Raw genomic sequence first — 17,517 nt, 5'->3', positions numbered from 1 at the left:
TAAAAAGAGCGCGGTATGAATCACTCACCCCGCGCTCCTTTCAACGGATGTAAGTCGCCAATTGGTTAAACTTACAAGGCCGTCGGAAAATCTAATAACATAATCTTTACCTTAAATCTATTAACTACTAACCTAATGAATAACGTGTATAGTCATCTCGACTACGAGTGCAAAGTTACAAAGAATTTCTTTCAGTTGTATCATAAATACACATTTCTTAACGCATTTATAACACGATTTTAAATAAATAAAGACTTTGGGGCCGGAAAACAATACTTTTTAACTCAAAGGGAGTGTCATAATGAATCGTGCACCCCTCCTGAAGGTGGTGTCAAGAACGATGTCGCCTCCCAATCGTCGTGTTATACTTCGTGCCACTGTGAGGCCGATTCCCATACCTTCGTAAAACGAATCCAACTGAACGAATTCTTCAAAGATATGTTCTGCTTCTGAGGGTGGCACGCCGATGCCAGAGTCTTCAACGGAGAATACTATGTTTTTGTCTTTTTCAAGTCGCACCATCAAGCGTATCTTGCCCATAGACTGACCATTGGCTTCGCCTGTAGGTTTTTGTAGAAATTTGCGCGCGTTATCAAGAATCAGCGATAGTGCCCGCACAGACTGGTCGTAGTTCGTAAGCAATGTAACATTGCTTGCCTTGGGTGTAATCTCTGATTGAAAGTCAATCATCTTATACGATGACATTCCTACCGCCTCAATGGCGCTAATGATTATTTGTTCAACAGATATGTTGTCCTTCTTTTCGATGACCGATGTGCTGCTGGCGTCACTGAGTTCCAGCATCTTATTAACCAGTTCGGTGATGCGGGCGGTGTTTTTTGTAATACGTTCATTCACTTCTGCACGCGTCTCGTTGTCTAGTTCCACATCGGGTGCCGTTAAGACCTGAGTAAAGCCGGATAGAATATTCAGTGGTGTTCGAATCTCGTGCGACATCTGTTTGATGAACATGGTCTTCATCTTTGACGACTCTTCGGCCCTCTCGTTGGCGATGGTCAGTTGTTTATAGGCATCTATTAATTTCTGGTGTTCTTGAGCAAGGCGTAGTCTTGAGCGATGTCGGATGATGCTGACTATAAATAAAATGATGAGGAGGATAATGGCAAAAGCCACGATGAAGTTCATCTGCCGCTGCTTGAGTTCTCCTTTTTCCTTCTCTTGTTGCGAACGTAGTTCGTCAAGTTCATAGCGTTTTGTCATCTCGTTCAGTTCGTGTTGGCTGTCAACCTGGTTCAGTGAGTCTTTAAGACGTTCGAATTCGTTCCTCAACATCAGAGCCTCACGATATTTACCCATGGCTTCCAGAATCTCAGCACGCCGTTCTACTGCCTTAATATAGATGGTGGGGCCCAGTTTCTTGCTTTCTATATATTCTTTATTATTATAGCTAATGGCCTTAGCGTAGTCTTTCGATGCTAATGCTAGTTTTGAACGCGAACCAGTGAGGTATGTCACGCCATAAACAGTGTTGCCGCTATGTTCTACATAGTATTGCATTGAGTCGAGGTCTGCTGTAGCCTGAACAAGATCCTTTTGTGAAAAGTGGTATCCAAAAAGTGCTTTGTAATACTGATAGAGCCATAATGCTTTGGTATCATCGTACTTATCGCTTTCTTGGAAAGTTTTATCGAGTGCAGCTTTCCAGAGAGAAAGCACTTCCTCATTGCTTTCCTGATCATTCTTTTCCTCCAGCGTGCTGCTGTAGTAGTAGTAAATGACAAAGAGCACAGATGGATCACAATCCTTAGGATAGCGTCTTAAAGCCTCTTTAAATCCAATGGTTGCTTCTTCGTAGTTCTCCTGGCAGGCATAGACTAATGCTGTTGTGTATTTGGCCAAAGCCAATCCATACGCATTGTTGCGTTTTGTTGCATCAGTATGCATGAGGTTTGCCTCTTCCAGTGCGCGTTTGACATCACCACCAAAGGTGCATTTGTTGACCAGTAGCATCCATGAATAGTAGTACCAATCCCATTGTTTATGTTCTTTGTCGAACTCCATGTCTTCTTTTACTTGTACGAACAAGGAGTCTCGTAGATTGTTGTTATAGTAGAATTCAGCTTTTTTTGCTCTTTGATAAGCAGAATCGGCCCATATGGAATCAACCGTGGTGTCAGCAGCAAAGGGGGTAGTGGGGTTGTTGCAAGCCGAGAGTAATAAAATTAGAGCAGTACCTGCGAGGCACAGTCGGCGAGAGGGGAAAATGTTCATCAGTGGCAGGATGAAACTGCAACTCTTCTTCATGATAAGGGTTTTAAAGGTTTTGGTTGTGCAAAGATACAAAAAAAAGAGGTAAAGCAAAGCCTTACCTCTTCTATTGTGAAGGATTTAACAAATCTTTCAATTTTCAGCCCAAAACTTACGCCTTTGAGGCGCAGTTTCGCTCCAATTTTAGAGCTTTGGACCAGCAGCAACAAGTGCCTTACCAGCCTCATTGCCTTCATACTTCTTGAAGTTCTTGATGAAGCGTGCAGCCAGATCCTTAGCCTTCTCCTCCCACTCAGATGCAGAAGCATAAGTGTCGCGGGGATCAAGGATACCAGAATTTACGTTAGGCAACTCTGTTGGAACCTCGAAATCGAAGAAAGGAATCTTCTTGGTGGGAGCCTTCAGGATGCTGCCATCCAGAATAGCGTCGATGATACCACGTGTGTCGGGGATAGAGATACGCTTGCCGGTACCGTTCCAACCAGTGTTGACGAGGTATGCCTTAGCACCGCTCTTCTCCATCTTCTTAACCAGCTCCTCAGCGTACTTTGTGGGGTGCAGCTCGAGGAATGCCTGACCGAAGCAAGCAGAGAATGTAGGAGTAGGCTCGGTGATGCCACGCTCTGTACCAGCCAGCTTAGCTGTGAAACCAGACAGGAAGTAGTACTTGGTCTGCTCAGGAGTCAGGATAGATACTGGGGGCAGTACGCCGAATGCGTCAGCTGACAGGAAGATCACGTTCTTAGCGTCAGGACCTGCACTCTTACCATTAACCTTCTGAGCGATCTTCTCGATGTGGTCGATAGGATAGCTTACACGAGTGTTCTCGGTTACGCTCTTGTCAGCGAAGTCGATCTTACCCTCTGCGTCAACGGTTACGTTCTCCAGCAGAGCGTTACGCTTGATAGCACCGTAGATGTCGGGCTCGTTCTCCTTGCTCAGGTTGATAACCTTAGCGTAGCAACCGCCCTCGAGGTTGAAGACGCCCTCGTCGTCCCATCCGTGCTCGTCGTCACCAATCAGCAGACGCTTAGGATCGGTTGACAGAGTGGTCTTACCTGTACCAGACAGACCGAAGAAGATAGCGGTGTTCTTACCCTCCATGTCGGTGTTGGCAGAGCAGTGCATAGAAGCGATACCCTGCAGGGGGAGGTAGTAGTTCTGCATAGAGAACATACCCTTCTTCATCTCACCACCGTACCATGTGTTGATGATGACCTGCTCGCGGCTTGTTGTGTTGAAGGCAACGCAAGTCTCTGAGTTCAGACCCAGCTCCTTGTAGTTCTCAACCTTTGCCTTAGAAGCGTTATAGATTACGAAGTTAGGCTCAAAGTTCTCCAGCTCCTCAGCGGTAGGCTGAATGAACATGTTTGTAACGAAGTGTGCCTGCCAAGCAACTTCAACGATGAAGCGAACGGCCAGACGAGTACCCTCGTTAGCACCGCAGAATGCGTCAACTACATACAGATTCTTGTTGCAGAGCTCCTTAACGGCAATCTCCTTAACCTTTGCCCATACGTCCTCGCTCATGGGGTGGTTGTCGTTCTTGTACTCCTCAGAAGTCCACCATACCTTGTCTTTGCTCTGTGCGTCGCAAACAATGTACTTGTCCTTAGGTGAACGGCCGGTATAGATACCAGTCATCACGTTAACAGCGTTCAGCTCAGTGTTCTGACCCTTGTCATAGCCAGTCAACTCAGCCTTAGTCTCCTCTGCAAACAGAGTCTCATACGAAGGATTGTGAGCAATCACGGTAGAACCGGTGATGCCATACTGCGTTAAATCTAACTTTGCCATTTTACTTTTTGAATATTTAAAAATTACTATGTGTGATTCTTGTTACGGGTGCAAAGTTACTAATAAAATCAGAATTGCTACTTGGGAATTGCTATTAATTTGTGCGCGCACAAACCTTTTTTTGGTTAAAGTATCAAAAAATAAAGTGTTTCGTTGCTTTTTTGGCACGCAGAGTTTACAAAATTAAAATGGGTTTTGTACCTTTGCTCTCAATTTTAAAGCTTACACTATGAACATCATTAATTTCAGTGAACAGAATTCTGTCATGAATCATTTCATGGCTGAAATTCGCGACAAGAGCTATCAGAAGAATCGTTTGCTGTTTCGCAATAATATTGAGCGCATTGGCGAAATGATGGCTTACGAGATTTCTAAATCGTTAACCTATAAATCAAAAACGGTTACCACACCTTTAGGAACTATCGATATTCCCCTGATCAAAGACGAGGTCGTTCTGGCCACCGTTCTGCGTGCCGGACTGCCCTTCCACGAAGGCTTCCTCAAGGTGTTCGACCACGCATCAAATGCGTTTGTTTCTGCCTATCGTATGTACACCAACCGTGAGCATACCGAGGTGGGCGTACATACCGAGTATCTGGCTTCGCCATCGGTCAAGGGCAAGACGCTCATCATCGTTGACCCCATGTTGGCCACCGGAGGTTCGATGGTGGCTGCCTATCAGGCCTTGCTGAAGACCGGCAAGCCCGCCAGTGTGCATATTGCCTGTGTGATTGGCACGCCCGAAGGTGTTGAGATGCTGAAGAGCAACCTGCCCGAGGACACCTCACTCTGGTGCGCCGCCATCGACCCAGGCATGAACGAGCAGAAATACATCGTTCCAGGCTTCGGTGACTGCGGTGACCTTTGTTATGGAGAGAAATTATAAAACTCAGCCCTGACCCCTCCCGAGCAGGAGGGGTTTTTTATTAGATAACGGGGATGACGATTCTCTTGGTCAGCTTGCGCTGCTGGTCTTTGACCGTAAGTGCAATCTGACCTTTTGTTTTGCCTGCTTGTACGACTACAACCAGTTGACCGGCAAAGAGTTTCATGGTTGGAGCGGTGAACGATTCCAGCGAGGTGGCATCACCATTGCAGACGGCCTTAAATGTACCAGCACCTGCCACCTCGAAGGTCAGTTGGTCAGTGGCGTCGGGAATCAGGTTGCCATCTTTGTCGGTGAGTGTCAGGGTGATATATGCCAGGTCGTTGGCGTTGGCTTTCAGCGTGTTATTGCCGTTCTGTGTCCATACGTCAGCTTGCAGCATAGCGGGCTTACCGGCTGTCTTGACGGTCTGTTCTCCAGCCACATTTCCCTGTTCGTCATAGACCACCACTTTCACTTTGCCAGGCTCGTATTTCACGTTGTTCCAGCGCAGGCGATAGCGGTCCAGGCGCTCCTTTGTATTCTTTTTGATGCGTCCCTGACTCTTGCCGTTCACAAAGAGCTCTGCTTCGTTGTAGTCGGTATAGCAATAGACGGGCGTCGTCTGTCCGATGCGCTCCTTGCCCCATGTCCAGTGTGGCAACAAATGGATGGTGTGCGCATCGTTGCGCCAGTGCGAGCGATACAGGAAATAACGGTCTTTGGGCAGTCCTGCTAAGTCGCAGATGCCGAAGTAGCTGCTGCGGCTGGGCCAGTACTCATCATAGGGCGTTGGTTCACCCAGGTAGTCGAAACCCGTCCATACGAACTCACCGATGACCCAGTCTTTATCGTCCTGCCACACCCAGTCGTCGTCGGGCAAGTTACTCCATGAGCACCATTCAACGTCGTACGAAGAGCATTGCCCGTCCTGATGGAACGCCTTTCCCTCTCGGCTGTCGGCAGCCTGAGGCACCACAGGAAACTTATACACGCCGCGCGACGAAACTGTTGATGCTGTTTCGGAACCCAACAAAAAGCCCTGTGGCAGCAGTTTGATGTTGTTATTGTACTTATGCACACGATAGTTGAAGCCAGGTACATCCATGACCTGAGCGAAACCGCTACCAAGCGCTGATTCTGCACGATCCATGCCTTGTGTGACAGGACGTGTGGCGTCTAAGCGGTGACACAGGTTCTGCAGATGAGCAGCTATCTCCGTGCCTTCCTTCGACCACTGCTCGGGTATCTCGTTGCCAATGCTCCACATCACGATGCTGGGGTGGTTGCGGTTGGCACGCACCAGATTCTCAATGTCGCGGTCGGCCCACTCCTTAAAGAAACGGGCATAGCCGTTCTTACACTTAGGATAAATCCACATGTCGAAGCTCTCGGCCATCACCATCATACCCAGCGAGTCGCACACGTTCATCTGCATCTGACTCGGCATGTTGTGGGCTGTACGGATGGCGTCGCAGCCCATCTCCTTCATCATCTTAATTTGACGTATCAGCGCCGCCTTGTTGACCGCAGCACCGAGTGGTCCCAGGTCGTGGTGCAGACAGACACCTTTCAGCTTGCGTGTCACGCCATTCAGCTGGAAGCCGCCCTCTTTCGACACTTTGACTGTGCGCAGTCCCACCTTCATGGTTTTCTGGTCGATGACCTTGCCGAAGTCATCATACACGTTGGGCTTGCCCTTACCATCGAAGAGCGTGATGCGTAGTGTATAGAGGTCGGGCGTCTCGGGAGTCCACAGCTTGGCGTTGGGAATCATGAAGGTGCCCACTGCCGTTGATGTACCCTTGCGCATAGGTGCAGGACTCACAAATGTATGGTCTTCTCCGTTGGGCGCAATGAGCTCCATCGTGACAGGCAGTTGACCGTCAGCCACAGGCACCTCGACCGTAAACTTCGTCACGTCGTGCCCGTTTTTCGTTTTCATGGCGTGCAACTCTGTCTTGGTGGTGATGCCCCAGTCATCAATGCGCGCCTGTTGCGGCGTGAGAATCAGGGTCACCGGCCGATAGATGCCGGCACCGGGATACCAGCGCGAGCTCTCCTCCATGTTCTGAAGGTCCACCGCCAGTTGGTTTTCGCCCGGTGTAATCAGTTTCGTGATATCCACACGAAACGCGTTATAGCCATAGGGCCAATAGCCAGCCTGCTGCCCGTTGACGGTCATCTTCGGTTCGGCCATTGCGCCGTCGAACAGCAGTTCGGCATGTCCCTTGAAATCTTTTGGAATCGTAAACGTACGGCGGTAGTGGCCCTCGCCAATCCAAGGCAACGCCCCGCTGCGTCCGCTTTTCTCTGTAGCCTCTTTCTCGCCATTCTGTTCAATGGCTACCACCTGCAGGTCCCATTTCTTGTCAAAGGGTCCGCTGATAGCCCAGTCGTGCGGCACGCTGACGGTTTCCCATGTCGTGCCGTCGTGCGAGAATTGCCAGTTGTCTTGCAGATTGATTTCCTGTCGGGGCTGTGCCCACGATGCAGAGACACAAAGAAGTGTCAGAAAGGAAGTTAGTAGGCTCGTTTTCATATAGTTTGATGTTTTTATTGTTACAAGTAGAATATCGACTCCGGTCCCATATTGAACAGCAGGTCCAAGATGCTCAGGTTCGGCAGGAAACCATGTTTCTCCCGAAAGACCTGATAGTAGGGCTTTGCCTTAAAGTCAGCATCTGGCAGTGGTCGTTTGGGGCGTATCACCTCGCGGAAATCATCCGCGTCGCTGTTGGCCGCATATTGCTCCGTGCGACGTACTGCGGGATGGATGTCTAGCAGTTCGCACATGGTCTGTGCGATGGCTTCGTTATAGTCTATCAGGCGTTCCCAGTTTCTCTCAAAGAAAAACGGTCTGATGTCATCTTCATAGTATTCAAAGAATGGCGAGTCGCCATAGGCCGATGCAATAGCCTGCCAGTGCACATGTCGCCAGTTGCCGTGGTCGCTCAGTCGCATGTTGGAGATGCGGTCGTCGGCGTCGTGTTCCACAGGAAAGGACAATGCCTGGACCCCCTGAGTCGTGGCAATCATGCAGCGGTTGCGGTAGGTCTGCTTCTGAAACGACTCATGCTGTTCGATTTCAACCTCGTCGTAGCGGTTCAGCTTCTGATACCATTGTACCGGTCCGAAATAAGTTGTAGCCAAAAGTGCCTTTCTCATAGTGGAATAAACATTCTGTAATAGCGCCATCCTCTGTGCACAGGCTCTTCGGTGTCGCGACTATAGACAACCATGCAGACGCGTCCGATGATGTATTCCTCGGCAATGAATCCCTGTGTGGGGGCATCTTTCGCGTTTCCGCTATGCAGCGACTCCACCCAGTAGTAGTCGCGGTCTGCACAGTCTTTCAGACTTGGCACCACCACCATTCCCTCTTCTGTGCTGACGGTGTCGCCGGGCAAAGCCTTACAGCGGCAGATGAGCATTCGCCTGTTGATAGAGTCCGATGGGTCTTCAAAGGCAATCAGGTCACCTCGCTTCACGTCCTGTCGGCCTAATCTACCATAGCTGAACAGCTTGTCTGTTCCTCCAATGCGAAGACCGTAGCTCCAGCGGTTCACCAACACATGGTCGCCATTCATGAGCGTAGGTTCCAGTCCGTCTCCTTCTATGGTGCACATCGTAACGCCAGTGGTCCTGAAGACCAGCATCAGGACAAAGGCAACTGCAAGCGCCAATAGGAAACGAACCAGATTCCTTCTACTCACACTATATTTTTATTTGATATTATCAACCATTCGGAACAGTCGGTTCCAGCGTATGCCCGAGATGAGTCCTCGGTCAGGATCTTTCGACCACCAGATGAAGATGGGCTTGCCCACAATATGATCCTCGGGCACAAAGCCCCAGTAGCGCGAGTCTGCTGAGTTATGACGGTTGTCGCCCATCATCCAGTAGTAGTCCATCTTAAAGGTGTAGCGCTTGGTCTCCTCGCCGTTGATGAAGATCTTGCCGTCACGAATCTGCAGGTCGTTCTTCTCGTAGATCTTGATGGGTCGTTCGTAGATGGCAATGTTGTCGAGCGTCAGGTCGATGGTCTCCCCCTTCTTAGGAATCCACACCGGTCCGTAGTTGTCGCGTGTCCAGTGGTAGTTGCCGTTCTGTGGGTAGATGTCCCAGGTGTCTCCGCCTCTCACCGGCGTGATGCTGACCACCAGGTCTTTGCGCTTCTTCAGCTCCTCGTAGGTGGCCTTAGTCATTGGCATGATAACGTGCGAATAGAGCAGTTGCACGTAGCCGTTGCTGTTCAGCGAACCACGGTCTGCCGATGTCAGGTTCAGGTCTTCTATCGTGATATGTAGTTCCTTCAGCAGTTCGTCGGTCAGTTTGGCGTGCTCCACGAATTGTACGTCATACTGGAACTGCGCATTGTCGGGCTCCTTGTTGGGCTTGCCGTCCAGATAGATCACCTTATCTACAATCTGCAGAGTCTGTCCGGGCAGTCCCACGCAGCGCTTGACGTAGTTCTCGCGACGGTCGGTGGGACGTGTGTCAATATCGCCAAACGAAGCATGGTTCTGGCGAATGTACTGGCTGCCCAGGTAGTAGATCTCCTCGAAGCGTTTCAGCTGGTCGGCCTTTGACAGAGAGTCGATGCTCACGGCATCTGGGTGCAGTTGCTCATAGATGCCGTGACCGTAGCCATAGCACAAGTGATAGTATTCCGTCTGCATGAATGCACAGATGGTGTCGCCAGCGGGGTAGTTGAACACCACGATGTCGTTCAGCTCCACGTTGCCGAGGCCCTTCACGCGGCGGTAGTCCCAGTGGGGCCACTCCACGTACGACTTCATGTTGCCGATGGGCAGTGTGTGCTGCGTCAGGGGCACTGTGAGTGGCGTTTCCGGTATGCGTGGACCATAGCTCACCTTCGACACAAACAGGTAGTCGCCTGTCAGCAGCGACTTCTCCAGTGAAGAAGAGGGGATGACGTAGTTTTGAAAGAAGAACTGGTTGATGAAATAGACGGCCACCAGCGCAAAGACGATGGCATCGACCCACGACATGACAAACCTTGTGGGGCCTTCGGCATCCTTCCACCACTGCCAGTTGATTTTCTTTGAGATATAGGCATCATAGATGAAGGGCACTACGATGAGGCCCAGCCATGATTCCAGCCAATAGAGAAACAGTAACCACAAGATCATGACAATCACGAACTTGGTCCACTGCACCTTCATATTCAGTTTTTTCTTTTCTCTTTTTTCCATGCGTTAGAATTTAAACATGTCGCTGATGGTCAGCAGTCCCGTGTGTTCTTTGGTGTATTCTGCAGCCAGCACTGCTCCCAGCGCAAAACCGCGACGCGAGTGTGCATCGTGTGTGATGCTGATCATGTCGGCATCGCTGTCGTAACGAATGGTATGGATGCCAGGCACCTCGCCGCGACGGATATGGTCTATTCTGAGCAACTTAGGGTCTGTGGTGTCTTCAGCCCATGCCTCCTTGCGGTCGAGGGCTTCAACGATTTCCTCACCCAGGGTGATGGCTGTTCCGCTGGGATGGTCCAGCTTATGCACATGGTGCGTCTCTTCCAGTTCCACGTCGTACTGTGGGAACTGGTTCATAATCTTAGCCAGATATCGGTTGACGGCCGAGAAGATGGCAACGCCAATCGAGAAGTTAGAGGCCCAGAACAGCGTCTTGCCGTTCTCGCAGGCGCTTCTCACCTCGTCGCCGTGCTCTTTCATCCAACCTGTTGAGCCGCTCACCACTTTTACGCCTTTGCTCCATGCTTTTTGGTAGTTGCCAAAGGCTGCGGTGGGGTTCGTAAACTCGATGGCCACATCCGCTGATGCGAAGGCCTCACTGTCAAAGTCCTGTTGATTTTGAATGTCGATGACACTCACAATTTCATGGCCTCGGCTGATGGCTATTTCTTCAATCATTTTACCCATCTTGCCGTAGCCTATCAAAGCAATCTTCATATAATAATTTGTATTAATACGGGTGCAAAGATAAAAAAAATCTACGAATTAAGGACATAATTAAGAATTATTTATACCTTTGCACCACAAAAACTAAAAATCATCCATGGAACGACTGTTGCACTACACTTGGAAACACAAGCTGTTGCCCCTGAAAGAGCTACGAACCACCGACGGACGTCTTGTCGAGGTGATTGACGTGGGGTTGCACAACCATCATGCGGGCCCCGACTTCTTCAATGCCAAGGTGAAGATAGATGACACGCTGTGGGTCGGCAATGTGGAGATACACCAGCGTTCCAGCGATTGGTATCTGCACGGACACGATCATGATGCCCACTACAACAATGTGGTGCTGCACGTGGTGGCAGAAGCCGACCGCGAGGTGCAAACCGAGAGTGGGCTCTGGCTCCCACAGCTGGTCATCACGGTGCCCGAGTCTGTGGTCACCGGCTATCGCCAACTGCTGGCCACCGACATGTATCCCCCGTGTTATCGCATCATTCCCGACTTGAGCCGTCTCACCGTCCATTCCTGGATGGCTGCCTTACAGACCGAGCGATTAGAACAGAAGACACAGGCCATCGCCCAGCGTGTGGAGCACTGCAATGGGTCGTGGGAAGACGCCTATTTCACGACGCTGGCACGCAACTTCGGTTTCGGCATCAATGGCGAAGCTTTCGAGCAGTGGGCACAATACGTGCCGTTGAATGCCGTGGGAAAACATCGCGACGACCTCTTCCAGATTGAAGCCATCTTCATGGGGCAAGCTGGACTGCTGAGCCTTGATACTATTCCTACGCGCTACCACGAAACGGCGCTGCAGGAGGGCTATTTCGACAAGCTGAAAAACGAATACACCTATCTGGCACATAAGTTCTCGCTGACACCGATGAACCCTTCGGCATGGCGCTTCCTGCGCCTGCGTCCGCAGAACTTCCCTCATGTGCGCATCTCGCAGTTGGCCAACCTCTACTACGAGCGACGGGCAGGCCTGAGCGCCCTGCTCGAGTGTGAGTCGGTGGAACAGTTGCGACAGTTGCTGGCCACGCACGTCACACCTTACTGGGAGACGCACTACACCTTTGGGTCAGAGAGTACGAAGAGCGCCAAGCACGTGTCTGTGTCGTCTATGAATCTGCTCATCATCAATACGGCTGTGCCCATGCTCTTTGCCGTGGGCCGCCACCGTCAGAAGGAGGAGCTGTGCGACCGTGCCTTTGACATTCTGGAACAGTTGGGTGCTGAGCGCAACCACATCATCACCATGTGGAAGGAGTGCGGTCTGGAGGTGACCACCGCTGGCGAGTCGCAGGCGCTCATTCAACTCAAGAAGGAGTATTGCGACCGCAAGGACTGTCTGCGTTGTCGTATCGGCTTCGAATACCTCAAGCAGAAATAGGCAGATTAAACATTATCTGAAAGATCATTATAATAGGAAGTAAAAATGGAAACAAAAAAGATGATTCCCGGCAAGTTTCTCCTTTCAGGAGGGTTTGCAATAGGCCGTTTGCTGGTCTTGGTGACATTCCTGCTGGCCGTCACTGGCGCAGTGGCTCAGCAGTTGTATGTGGGCAGCTACAACATTCGCAACCAGAACGACGGTGATGCCCGTCAGGGCAATGGCTGGGTGCAGCGTTGTCCGGTGATTTGTGGTCAGCTGAATTTCGAGCATCCCGACATCTTCGGCACACAGGAGGTGCTGCGCTCACAGTTGGACGATATGCTGGCTCAACTGCCCGACTACGACTATATCGGTGTGGGACGCGAGGATGGAAAGAGTGGTGGCGAGCATGAGTGCATCTTCTTCGACAAGCAGCGACTGAAGGTGTTGGATCATGGCGACTTCTGGTTGTCTGAGACCCCCGAGAAGCCCGGCCTGGGATGGGATGCTGCCTGTACGCGCATCTGCACATGGGGCAAGTTCAAGGATCAGGTGAGCAAGAAGACCTTCTTCTTCTTCAACCTCCACATGGATCATGTGGGCATCGTGGCACGCCGTGAGGGCGCCAAGCTGGTGGTGAGCCGCATCCGCGACATTGCCAAGGGTGAGCCAGTCATCCTGACGGGCGACTTCAACGTGGACCAGACCAACGAGATTTACACCATCTTCACCTCCTCTGGCATCCTGAAGGACAGCTACGAACATGCCGCCTGGCGCTTTGCCGAGAACGGCACTTTCAATGCCTTCGACCCCGAGCTGAAGACCGACAGTCGCATTGACCATGTCTTTGTGTCGCCCTCATTCAGCGTCGAGCGCTATGGCGTGCTGACCAACGCCTACTGGACGCCCAACGAGGCATCGCAGACGAAGCAGAAAGGGGCGCATGCTCCTCAGGAGATAGACTTCAGCAAGTACACCAAGAGATTGCCGTCAGACCACTATCCTGTGTTTGTCAGACTGAACCGATAGTCGGGAACAACGAAAACAAGACATGAAGAGGGGACTTCCACTGCGGAAGTCCCCTCTTCATGTCTTATTTGAAAATCTTCTGTGCAAAGAGCGTCAGGTAGATGCGCCAGTTGCGCCAGATGTGTCCACCATCGTTCTCGTAGTATTCGTAGGGATACTTGTGGGCATCCAGATAGCGGCGCAGGTCGCTGTTCATCTGGAAGAGGAAATCCTCCTTGCCGATGGCTATCCAGTAGAGCTTGGGCTTCGAGGCAAAGAGTCGAGCCATCTCGCTGTCCAGCTTGTCGCCATGGTGGTTCATGCGGGCGGCAGCCGACTGCAAGCCGTAGTAGTCGAACGTCTCGGGATAGAGACGGGCTATGTTGAACGTGTGGCCGCCGCCCATCGACAGACCGGTCACGGCACGTGCCGAGCGCTTGCGGATGGTCTTGTAGTGACGGTCCACGAAGTTCACGATGTCCATGAAACTCTCTTCCATCGATGCCTTGGCGCCACGCTCGTTGAAGGCGTTGCCATCGGGCGTGTACAGTCCCTCGTGCCACCAGCCGGGTGCCGCATTGCAGGTGGGGTTGCCGTTCGGCATCACCACAATCATGGGCACGCACTTACCTTCGGCTATCAGGTTGTCCATGATCTGCGAGGTGCGCCCCAGGTCGCCCCAGGCCGTCTCGTCGCCCCCATGTCCGTGTAGCAGATACATCACGGGGAAGCGCTTCTTGCCGTCGTAGGCAGCCGGCAGATAGATGGTCATGCGGCGCTGTTGTCCCAGCGTCGGACTGTCGTACCACACGCGTGCCAAGGTTCCGTGAGGCACGTCGTTCACCTGGTAGAGATGTCCTTTGTCGCTGTCGCTCTTTGTCACAATCAGGAAGTTGCTCAGTGTCGAGATGTCGCGGTTCACATAGCTGTTGGCAGGATCCACGATGCGCTGTCCATCTACGCTGAAGCTGTAGGAGTAGAGTTCGGGGTTCAGTGTCTTAGTGGTGACGGTCCACACACCGTTCTCCTGCTTTGTCATGGGCAGTGTCTTCCAGTGAATCTCTTCGAAGTCGCCTGTCACGCTCACCTCCTGAGCCGTGGGGTCGTAGAAGTTGAATGTCACGCTGCCGTCGTTGTTCACAACGGGCGATTTCACGTTGGGGCGCATGCCCAATGCCTGTTGGGCTGTTGCAGAGACTGCCAACAGGCAGGCAACTGATAGGATAAGTAGTCGGTTCATGCTTCAATGCGTGTTAAGTTGGGATTCAAAAACAATTCAGGTCATGGGCGGTCGGCAACGGCTGTGCCCCATTTCGAGGGTCGTGGACCCATCAGGAACTCGAGGGTGCCACCCTGGCGCAGCACGTCGAAGTCCACGTAGGTCTTGGTGTATTTCTTGCCGTTGAGGCGCACACCCTGTACGTAGATGTTCTTGTCGCTCAGGTTGCGTGCCGTGATTTGCAGCGTCTTGCCGTTGCCCACGTTCACTTGGGCCTTGGCAAACAGCGGGGTGCCCATGATGAAGCGGCCACCGCTGGGCTCCACCTGATAGAGGCCGAGTGACGACAGGATGTACCAGGCCGACATCTGACCGACGTCCTCGTTGCCGCAAAGTCCGTCGGGCTCTGCATGATAGAGCTTGCGCATCACATAGCGCAGTTTGGGGGCAGCCTTCCAGGGCTGACCGGCGTAGTTGTAGAGGTAGATGATGTGGTGGCTGGGCTCGTTGCCATGGGCATACTGGCCAATGAAGCCGCTGATGTCGGGCGAGGCCTCGGGCCCCATGTCACCTTCGGTCACGAAGAACTCGTCGAGCTTCTTGATGAACTGCTTCTCGCCGCCGAAGAGGCTGATGAGTCCATGCACATCGTGGGGCACCAGCCAAGTGTACTGCCAAGCATTGCCCTCGGTATAGTCGTCGGCACGATGAATCACCTTGATGGGGTCGAACTCCGGGCGGAACTGTCCGTTGCTGCCCAGCGCGCGCATGAACTGAATGTCGCGGTCGAAATATTTCTTGTACGAGCGACTGCGGTCGAAGAAGTAGCGGTAGTCGTCCTCGTGACCCAGCTTCTTGGCCAGACGTGCCAGTCCGTCTTCGTCCAGACAGTACTCCAGAGCCTTGGCCACGGTCTCGTTGGCAGGCTCCTTGTCATAGGGGATATAGCCATATTGCTTCAGCAGTCCCAGCGAGCGCACGTCTTGCAACTGCGAGACTTTCATGGCATTGAAGGCCTGCTCGGGATTGCGCACGAAGCCCTTCAGCGCCAGGTCTGCCAGCACGGGCACGGCCGAAGAGCCCACCATGCAGTCGGTCTCTGAGCCCCACAGGTGCCAGATGGGCAGGCGTCCTTGCTGCTCGAAGATCTTGATGAATGTCTCGGCATAGTCGGCCTGCAACTCGGGATAGATGAGCGTCATCAGGGGGTGGAAGGCACGATAGGTGTCCCAGAGCGAGAGGGTGGTGTAGTTGGTGAAGTCACCATCATACACCCGACCATCGCTGCCGCGATACTGACGATCGACATCGCAGAACTCCGAGGGAGCCACCATGAGGTGATACATCGACGTATAGAAAATCTTCTTGTCTTGAGCATTGCTGGTCTCAATGTTTACGCGGCTCAGCTCGCGCTCCCAGGCAGCATCGGCATCGCGGCGCACCTGGTCGAAGTCCCAACCGGGCAGCTCGGCCATCATGTTCTGACGTGCCTTCTCGCTGCTCACGGGCGACAGGGCCACCTTGACCAGCACAGGACGGCTGGTGTCTTTCAGGTCCACGATGCCTTCACCGGGACGAGGCTCCCACAGACGGACGGGCGCATTGAACGTGATGGTGAAGTACACCTCCTGACGTGGAGCCCAGCCGCGCGACTTGCGATAGCCCTCCAGCGTGCAGTCGTCCACCTGACGCAGGTCAGCAGCTGTCAGCTCGTCGCCGATGCCCTCGTTCAGGTCTATGCGCAGCAGACCGTTCTTGCCGCTGAACGTATAGCGGTGCATGCCCACACGCTTGGTGCTGGTCAGCTCCACATCTACGTCGCTGGTCTTCAGGCGGTAGTAGCCTGGAGCCACCGTCTCCTGGTTGTGCTTGAAGTGGATGTCGCGCTGCTGCACGTTGTTGACAGGCAGCAAAGCCAGGTCGCCCAGGTCGCCACAGCCCGTGCCGCTGAGGTGCAGGTGGGCAAAGCCCACGATGATAGAGTCGCTATAGTGATAGCCCGACGTCCAGTCCCAGCCGCGCGATTTCTCGGTGGGACCCAGTTGTACCATGCCAAAGGGCACGTTGGCACCCACGAACACGTGGCCGTGGCCGCCCGAGCCGATATAGGGATCAACAAAAGACGTCAGTCGTTGTGCCATTGCTGCAATGGACACCATGCAGGTAGATGCAAAAATTGCAGAGAATACGAATAATTTTCTCATGTCAAGGTTTTTAATCATTACTATTTAGTTTTAGATGCTACAAAGTTAAGTCTTTTGCACGAGACTACCAAAGCTTTTGAGAAAAGTTAAGAAAATAGCCGAAATGACGGGGCAAAACCACCGCTGTCAGACCGCAATACCATGACTTTCGGCATGCCATTGTTAAGCTTTGATGTGGATTCCAGGGGCTGGAAATGGCATTTCTGGGGGCTGGAATCGCACGTTCTAAGGGCTGGATTTACCATTGTCAGGGGCTGGAATCACCCTTTCTAAGGGCTGGATACAGTTCAAGAGTGCCACTATAGCATGATCAAAGTGCCACTATTGTATGGTCAGAGTGCCGCTGTTGCTCGTCGAAAGGACTGCTTTTGTCGGTTTAGAGTGCCAACAAAAAAAGATGTGATGAGCATGTGGGGCATGTTCATCACATCTTTCCAATGGAATATGTCTTGCAGACTACAAGATTTTGCAGTTCTCGATCACCACGGTACCGTTCTGAAGGGCGCCGCGACATTCGCCTGAGATGGTGACGTTCTGGCTTTTCTCCACGTTGACGTTCTTGTCGTAGCCAGAAGCGAAGATGAAGACCACCTGTGAGCCATTGTAGTGGTTGCCTCCCATCTCGATGGATGGACGGTCGTAACGGTCGGGACCAATATAGGAAATCTGGCCGGTCACTTCTATCTGTTCGTTGAAAAACACCTTGTAGGCTCTGTTCCTATCGTTCACAAATGCCGCATGAAGATCTGCCGCACTAAATTTTGTTTGGTACATGTTTAATGGTTTTTATCCTGAATATAATACAAATGGTTGCCTTATTACTTACTGCCTCGTCACCCGCTTTTTTTGTGGCGGAGGTGAAACTGCGTGCAAAG

13 protein-coding genes are annotated in these 17,517 nt (G+C 52.0%); 3 read left to right on the top strand and 10 right to left on the bottom strand.

The window, feature by feature from the left end; genetic code table 11:
* Positions 1-279 precede the first annotated feature (279 nt).
* Both L6472_RS13245 and pckA read right to left on the bottom strand, forming a co-directional pair.
* Complete coding sequence (locus L6472_RS13245) at positions 280-2,265, bottom strand: HAMP domain-containing sensor histidine kinase (protein ID WP_237805885.1); 1,986 nt, start codon at positions 2,263-2,265, stop codon at positions 280-282.
* A gap of 147 nt (positions 2,266-2,412) precedes the next feature.
* Entirely contained in the window at positions 2,413-4,026 is a 1,614-nt protein-coding gene (gene pckA / locus L6472_RS13240) for a phosphoenolpyruvate carboxykinase (ATP) (protein ID WP_237805883.1), read from the bottom strand.
* Between the two features lie 229 nt (positions 4,027-4,255).
* Between pckA and upp the strand changes: the two genes are divergently transcribed.
* Complete coding sequence (gene upp, locus L6472_RS13235; protein WP_237805881.1) at positions 4,256-4,912, top strand: uracil phosphoribosyltransferase; 657 nt, start codon at positions 4,256-4,258, stop codon at positions 4,910-4,912.
* Positions 4,913-4,952: 40 nt separating this feature from the next.
* On the opposite strand, the gene L6472_RS13230 is transcribed toward upp, so the two are convergent.
* From L6472_RS13230 to dapB, 5 genes are read right to left on the bottom strand one after another with little or no spacing between them, the layout of a single operon-like run.
* On the bottom strand, positions 4,953-7,433 hold the full coding sequence (locus L6472_RS13230; protein WP_237805879.1) for a glycoside hydrolase family 2 TIM barrel-domain containing protein: 2,481 nt from the start codon (positions 7,431-7,433) through the stop codon (positions 4,953-4,955).
* 20 nt (positions 7,434-7,453) lie between these two features.
* The gene (locus L6472_RS13225; protein ID WP_237805877.1) at positions 7,454-8,059 is read right to left on the bottom strand and encodes a WbqC family protein; all 606 of its coding nucleotides are present in this window, start codon (positions 8,057-8,059) and stop codon (positions 7,454-7,456) included.
* Positions 8,056-8,607 (bottom strand): signal peptidase I, encoded by a 552-nt coding sequence (gene lepB / locus L6472_RS13220; protein ID WP_237805875.1) that lies wholly within the window; start codon positions 8,605-8,607, stop codon positions 8,056-8,058. Before lepB (L6472_RS13220) ends, L6472_RS13225 begins: the two co-directional genes overlap by 4 nt.
* Before the next feature lie 9 nt (positions 8,608-8,616).
* A complete protein-coding gene (lepB, locus tag L6472_RS13215; RefSeq protein WP_237805873.1) occupies positions 8,617-10,110 on the bottom strand; it encodes a signal peptidase I in 1,494 nt (497 codons plus the stop codon).
* A 3-nt stretch (positions 10,111-10,113) separates the two neighbouring features.
* A complete protein-coding gene (gene dapB, locus L6472_RS13210) occupies positions 10,114-10,827 on the bottom strand; it encodes a 4-hydroxy-tetrahydrodipicolinate reductase (protein WP_237805871.1) in 714 nt (237 codons plus the stop codon).
* A gap of 106 nt (positions 10,828-10,933) precedes the next feature.
* Between dapB and L6472_RS13205 the strand changes: the two genes are divergently transcribed.
* Positions 10,934-12,229 (top strand): DUF2851 family protein, encoded by a 1,296-nt coding sequence (locus tag L6472_RS13205; RefSeq protein ID WP_237805869.1) that lies wholly within the window; start codon positions 10,934-10,936, stop codon positions 12,227-12,229.
* Positions 12,230-12,274: 45 nt separating this feature from the next.
* Positions 12,275-13,240 carry an endonuclease/exonuclease/phosphatase family protein gene (locus tag L6472_RS13200; protein ID WP_237805867.1) on the top strand — a complete coding sequence of 322 codons (966 nt, stop codon included), beginning with the start codon at positions 12,275-12,277 and terminating at the stop codon, positions 13,238-13,240.
* 64 nt (positions 13,241-13,304) lie between these two features.
* Here the strand turns inward: L6472_RS13200 and L6472_RS13195 are convergent, their stop codons facing one another.
* The 3 genes from L6472_RS13195 to L6472_RS13185 form a co-directional block, all read right to left on the bottom strand.
* On the bottom strand, positions 13,305-14,459 hold the full coding sequence (locus L6472_RS13195; protein ID WP_237805865.1) for an esterase: 1,155 nt from the start codon (positions 14,457-14,459) through the stop codon (positions 13,305-13,307).
* Between the two features lie 41 nt (positions 14,460-14,500).
* Entirely contained in the window at positions 14,501-16,642 is a 2,142-nt protein-coding gene (locus L6472_RS13190; protein ID WP_237805863.1) for a GH92 family glycosyl hydrolase, read from the bottom strand.
* A 456-nt stretch (positions 16,643-17,098) separates the two neighbouring features.
* Positions 17,099-17,416 (bottom strand): OB-fold putative lipoprotein, encoded by a 318-nt coding sequence (locus tag L6472_RS13185; protein WP_237805860.1) that lies wholly within the window; start codon positions 17,414-17,416, stop codon positions 17,099-17,101.
* Between the last annotated feature and the right edge of the window lie 101 nt (positions 17,417-17,517).

This window comes from Prevotella sp. E13-17, from assembly GCF_022024035.1.
Taxonomy (GTDB): Bacteria; Bacteroidota; Bacteroidia; order Bacteroidales; family Bacteroidaceae; genus Prevotella.
The sequence above is the reverse complement of the archived record's forward strand: the minus strand, read 5'-3'. Positions and strand labels throughout refer to the sequence as shown.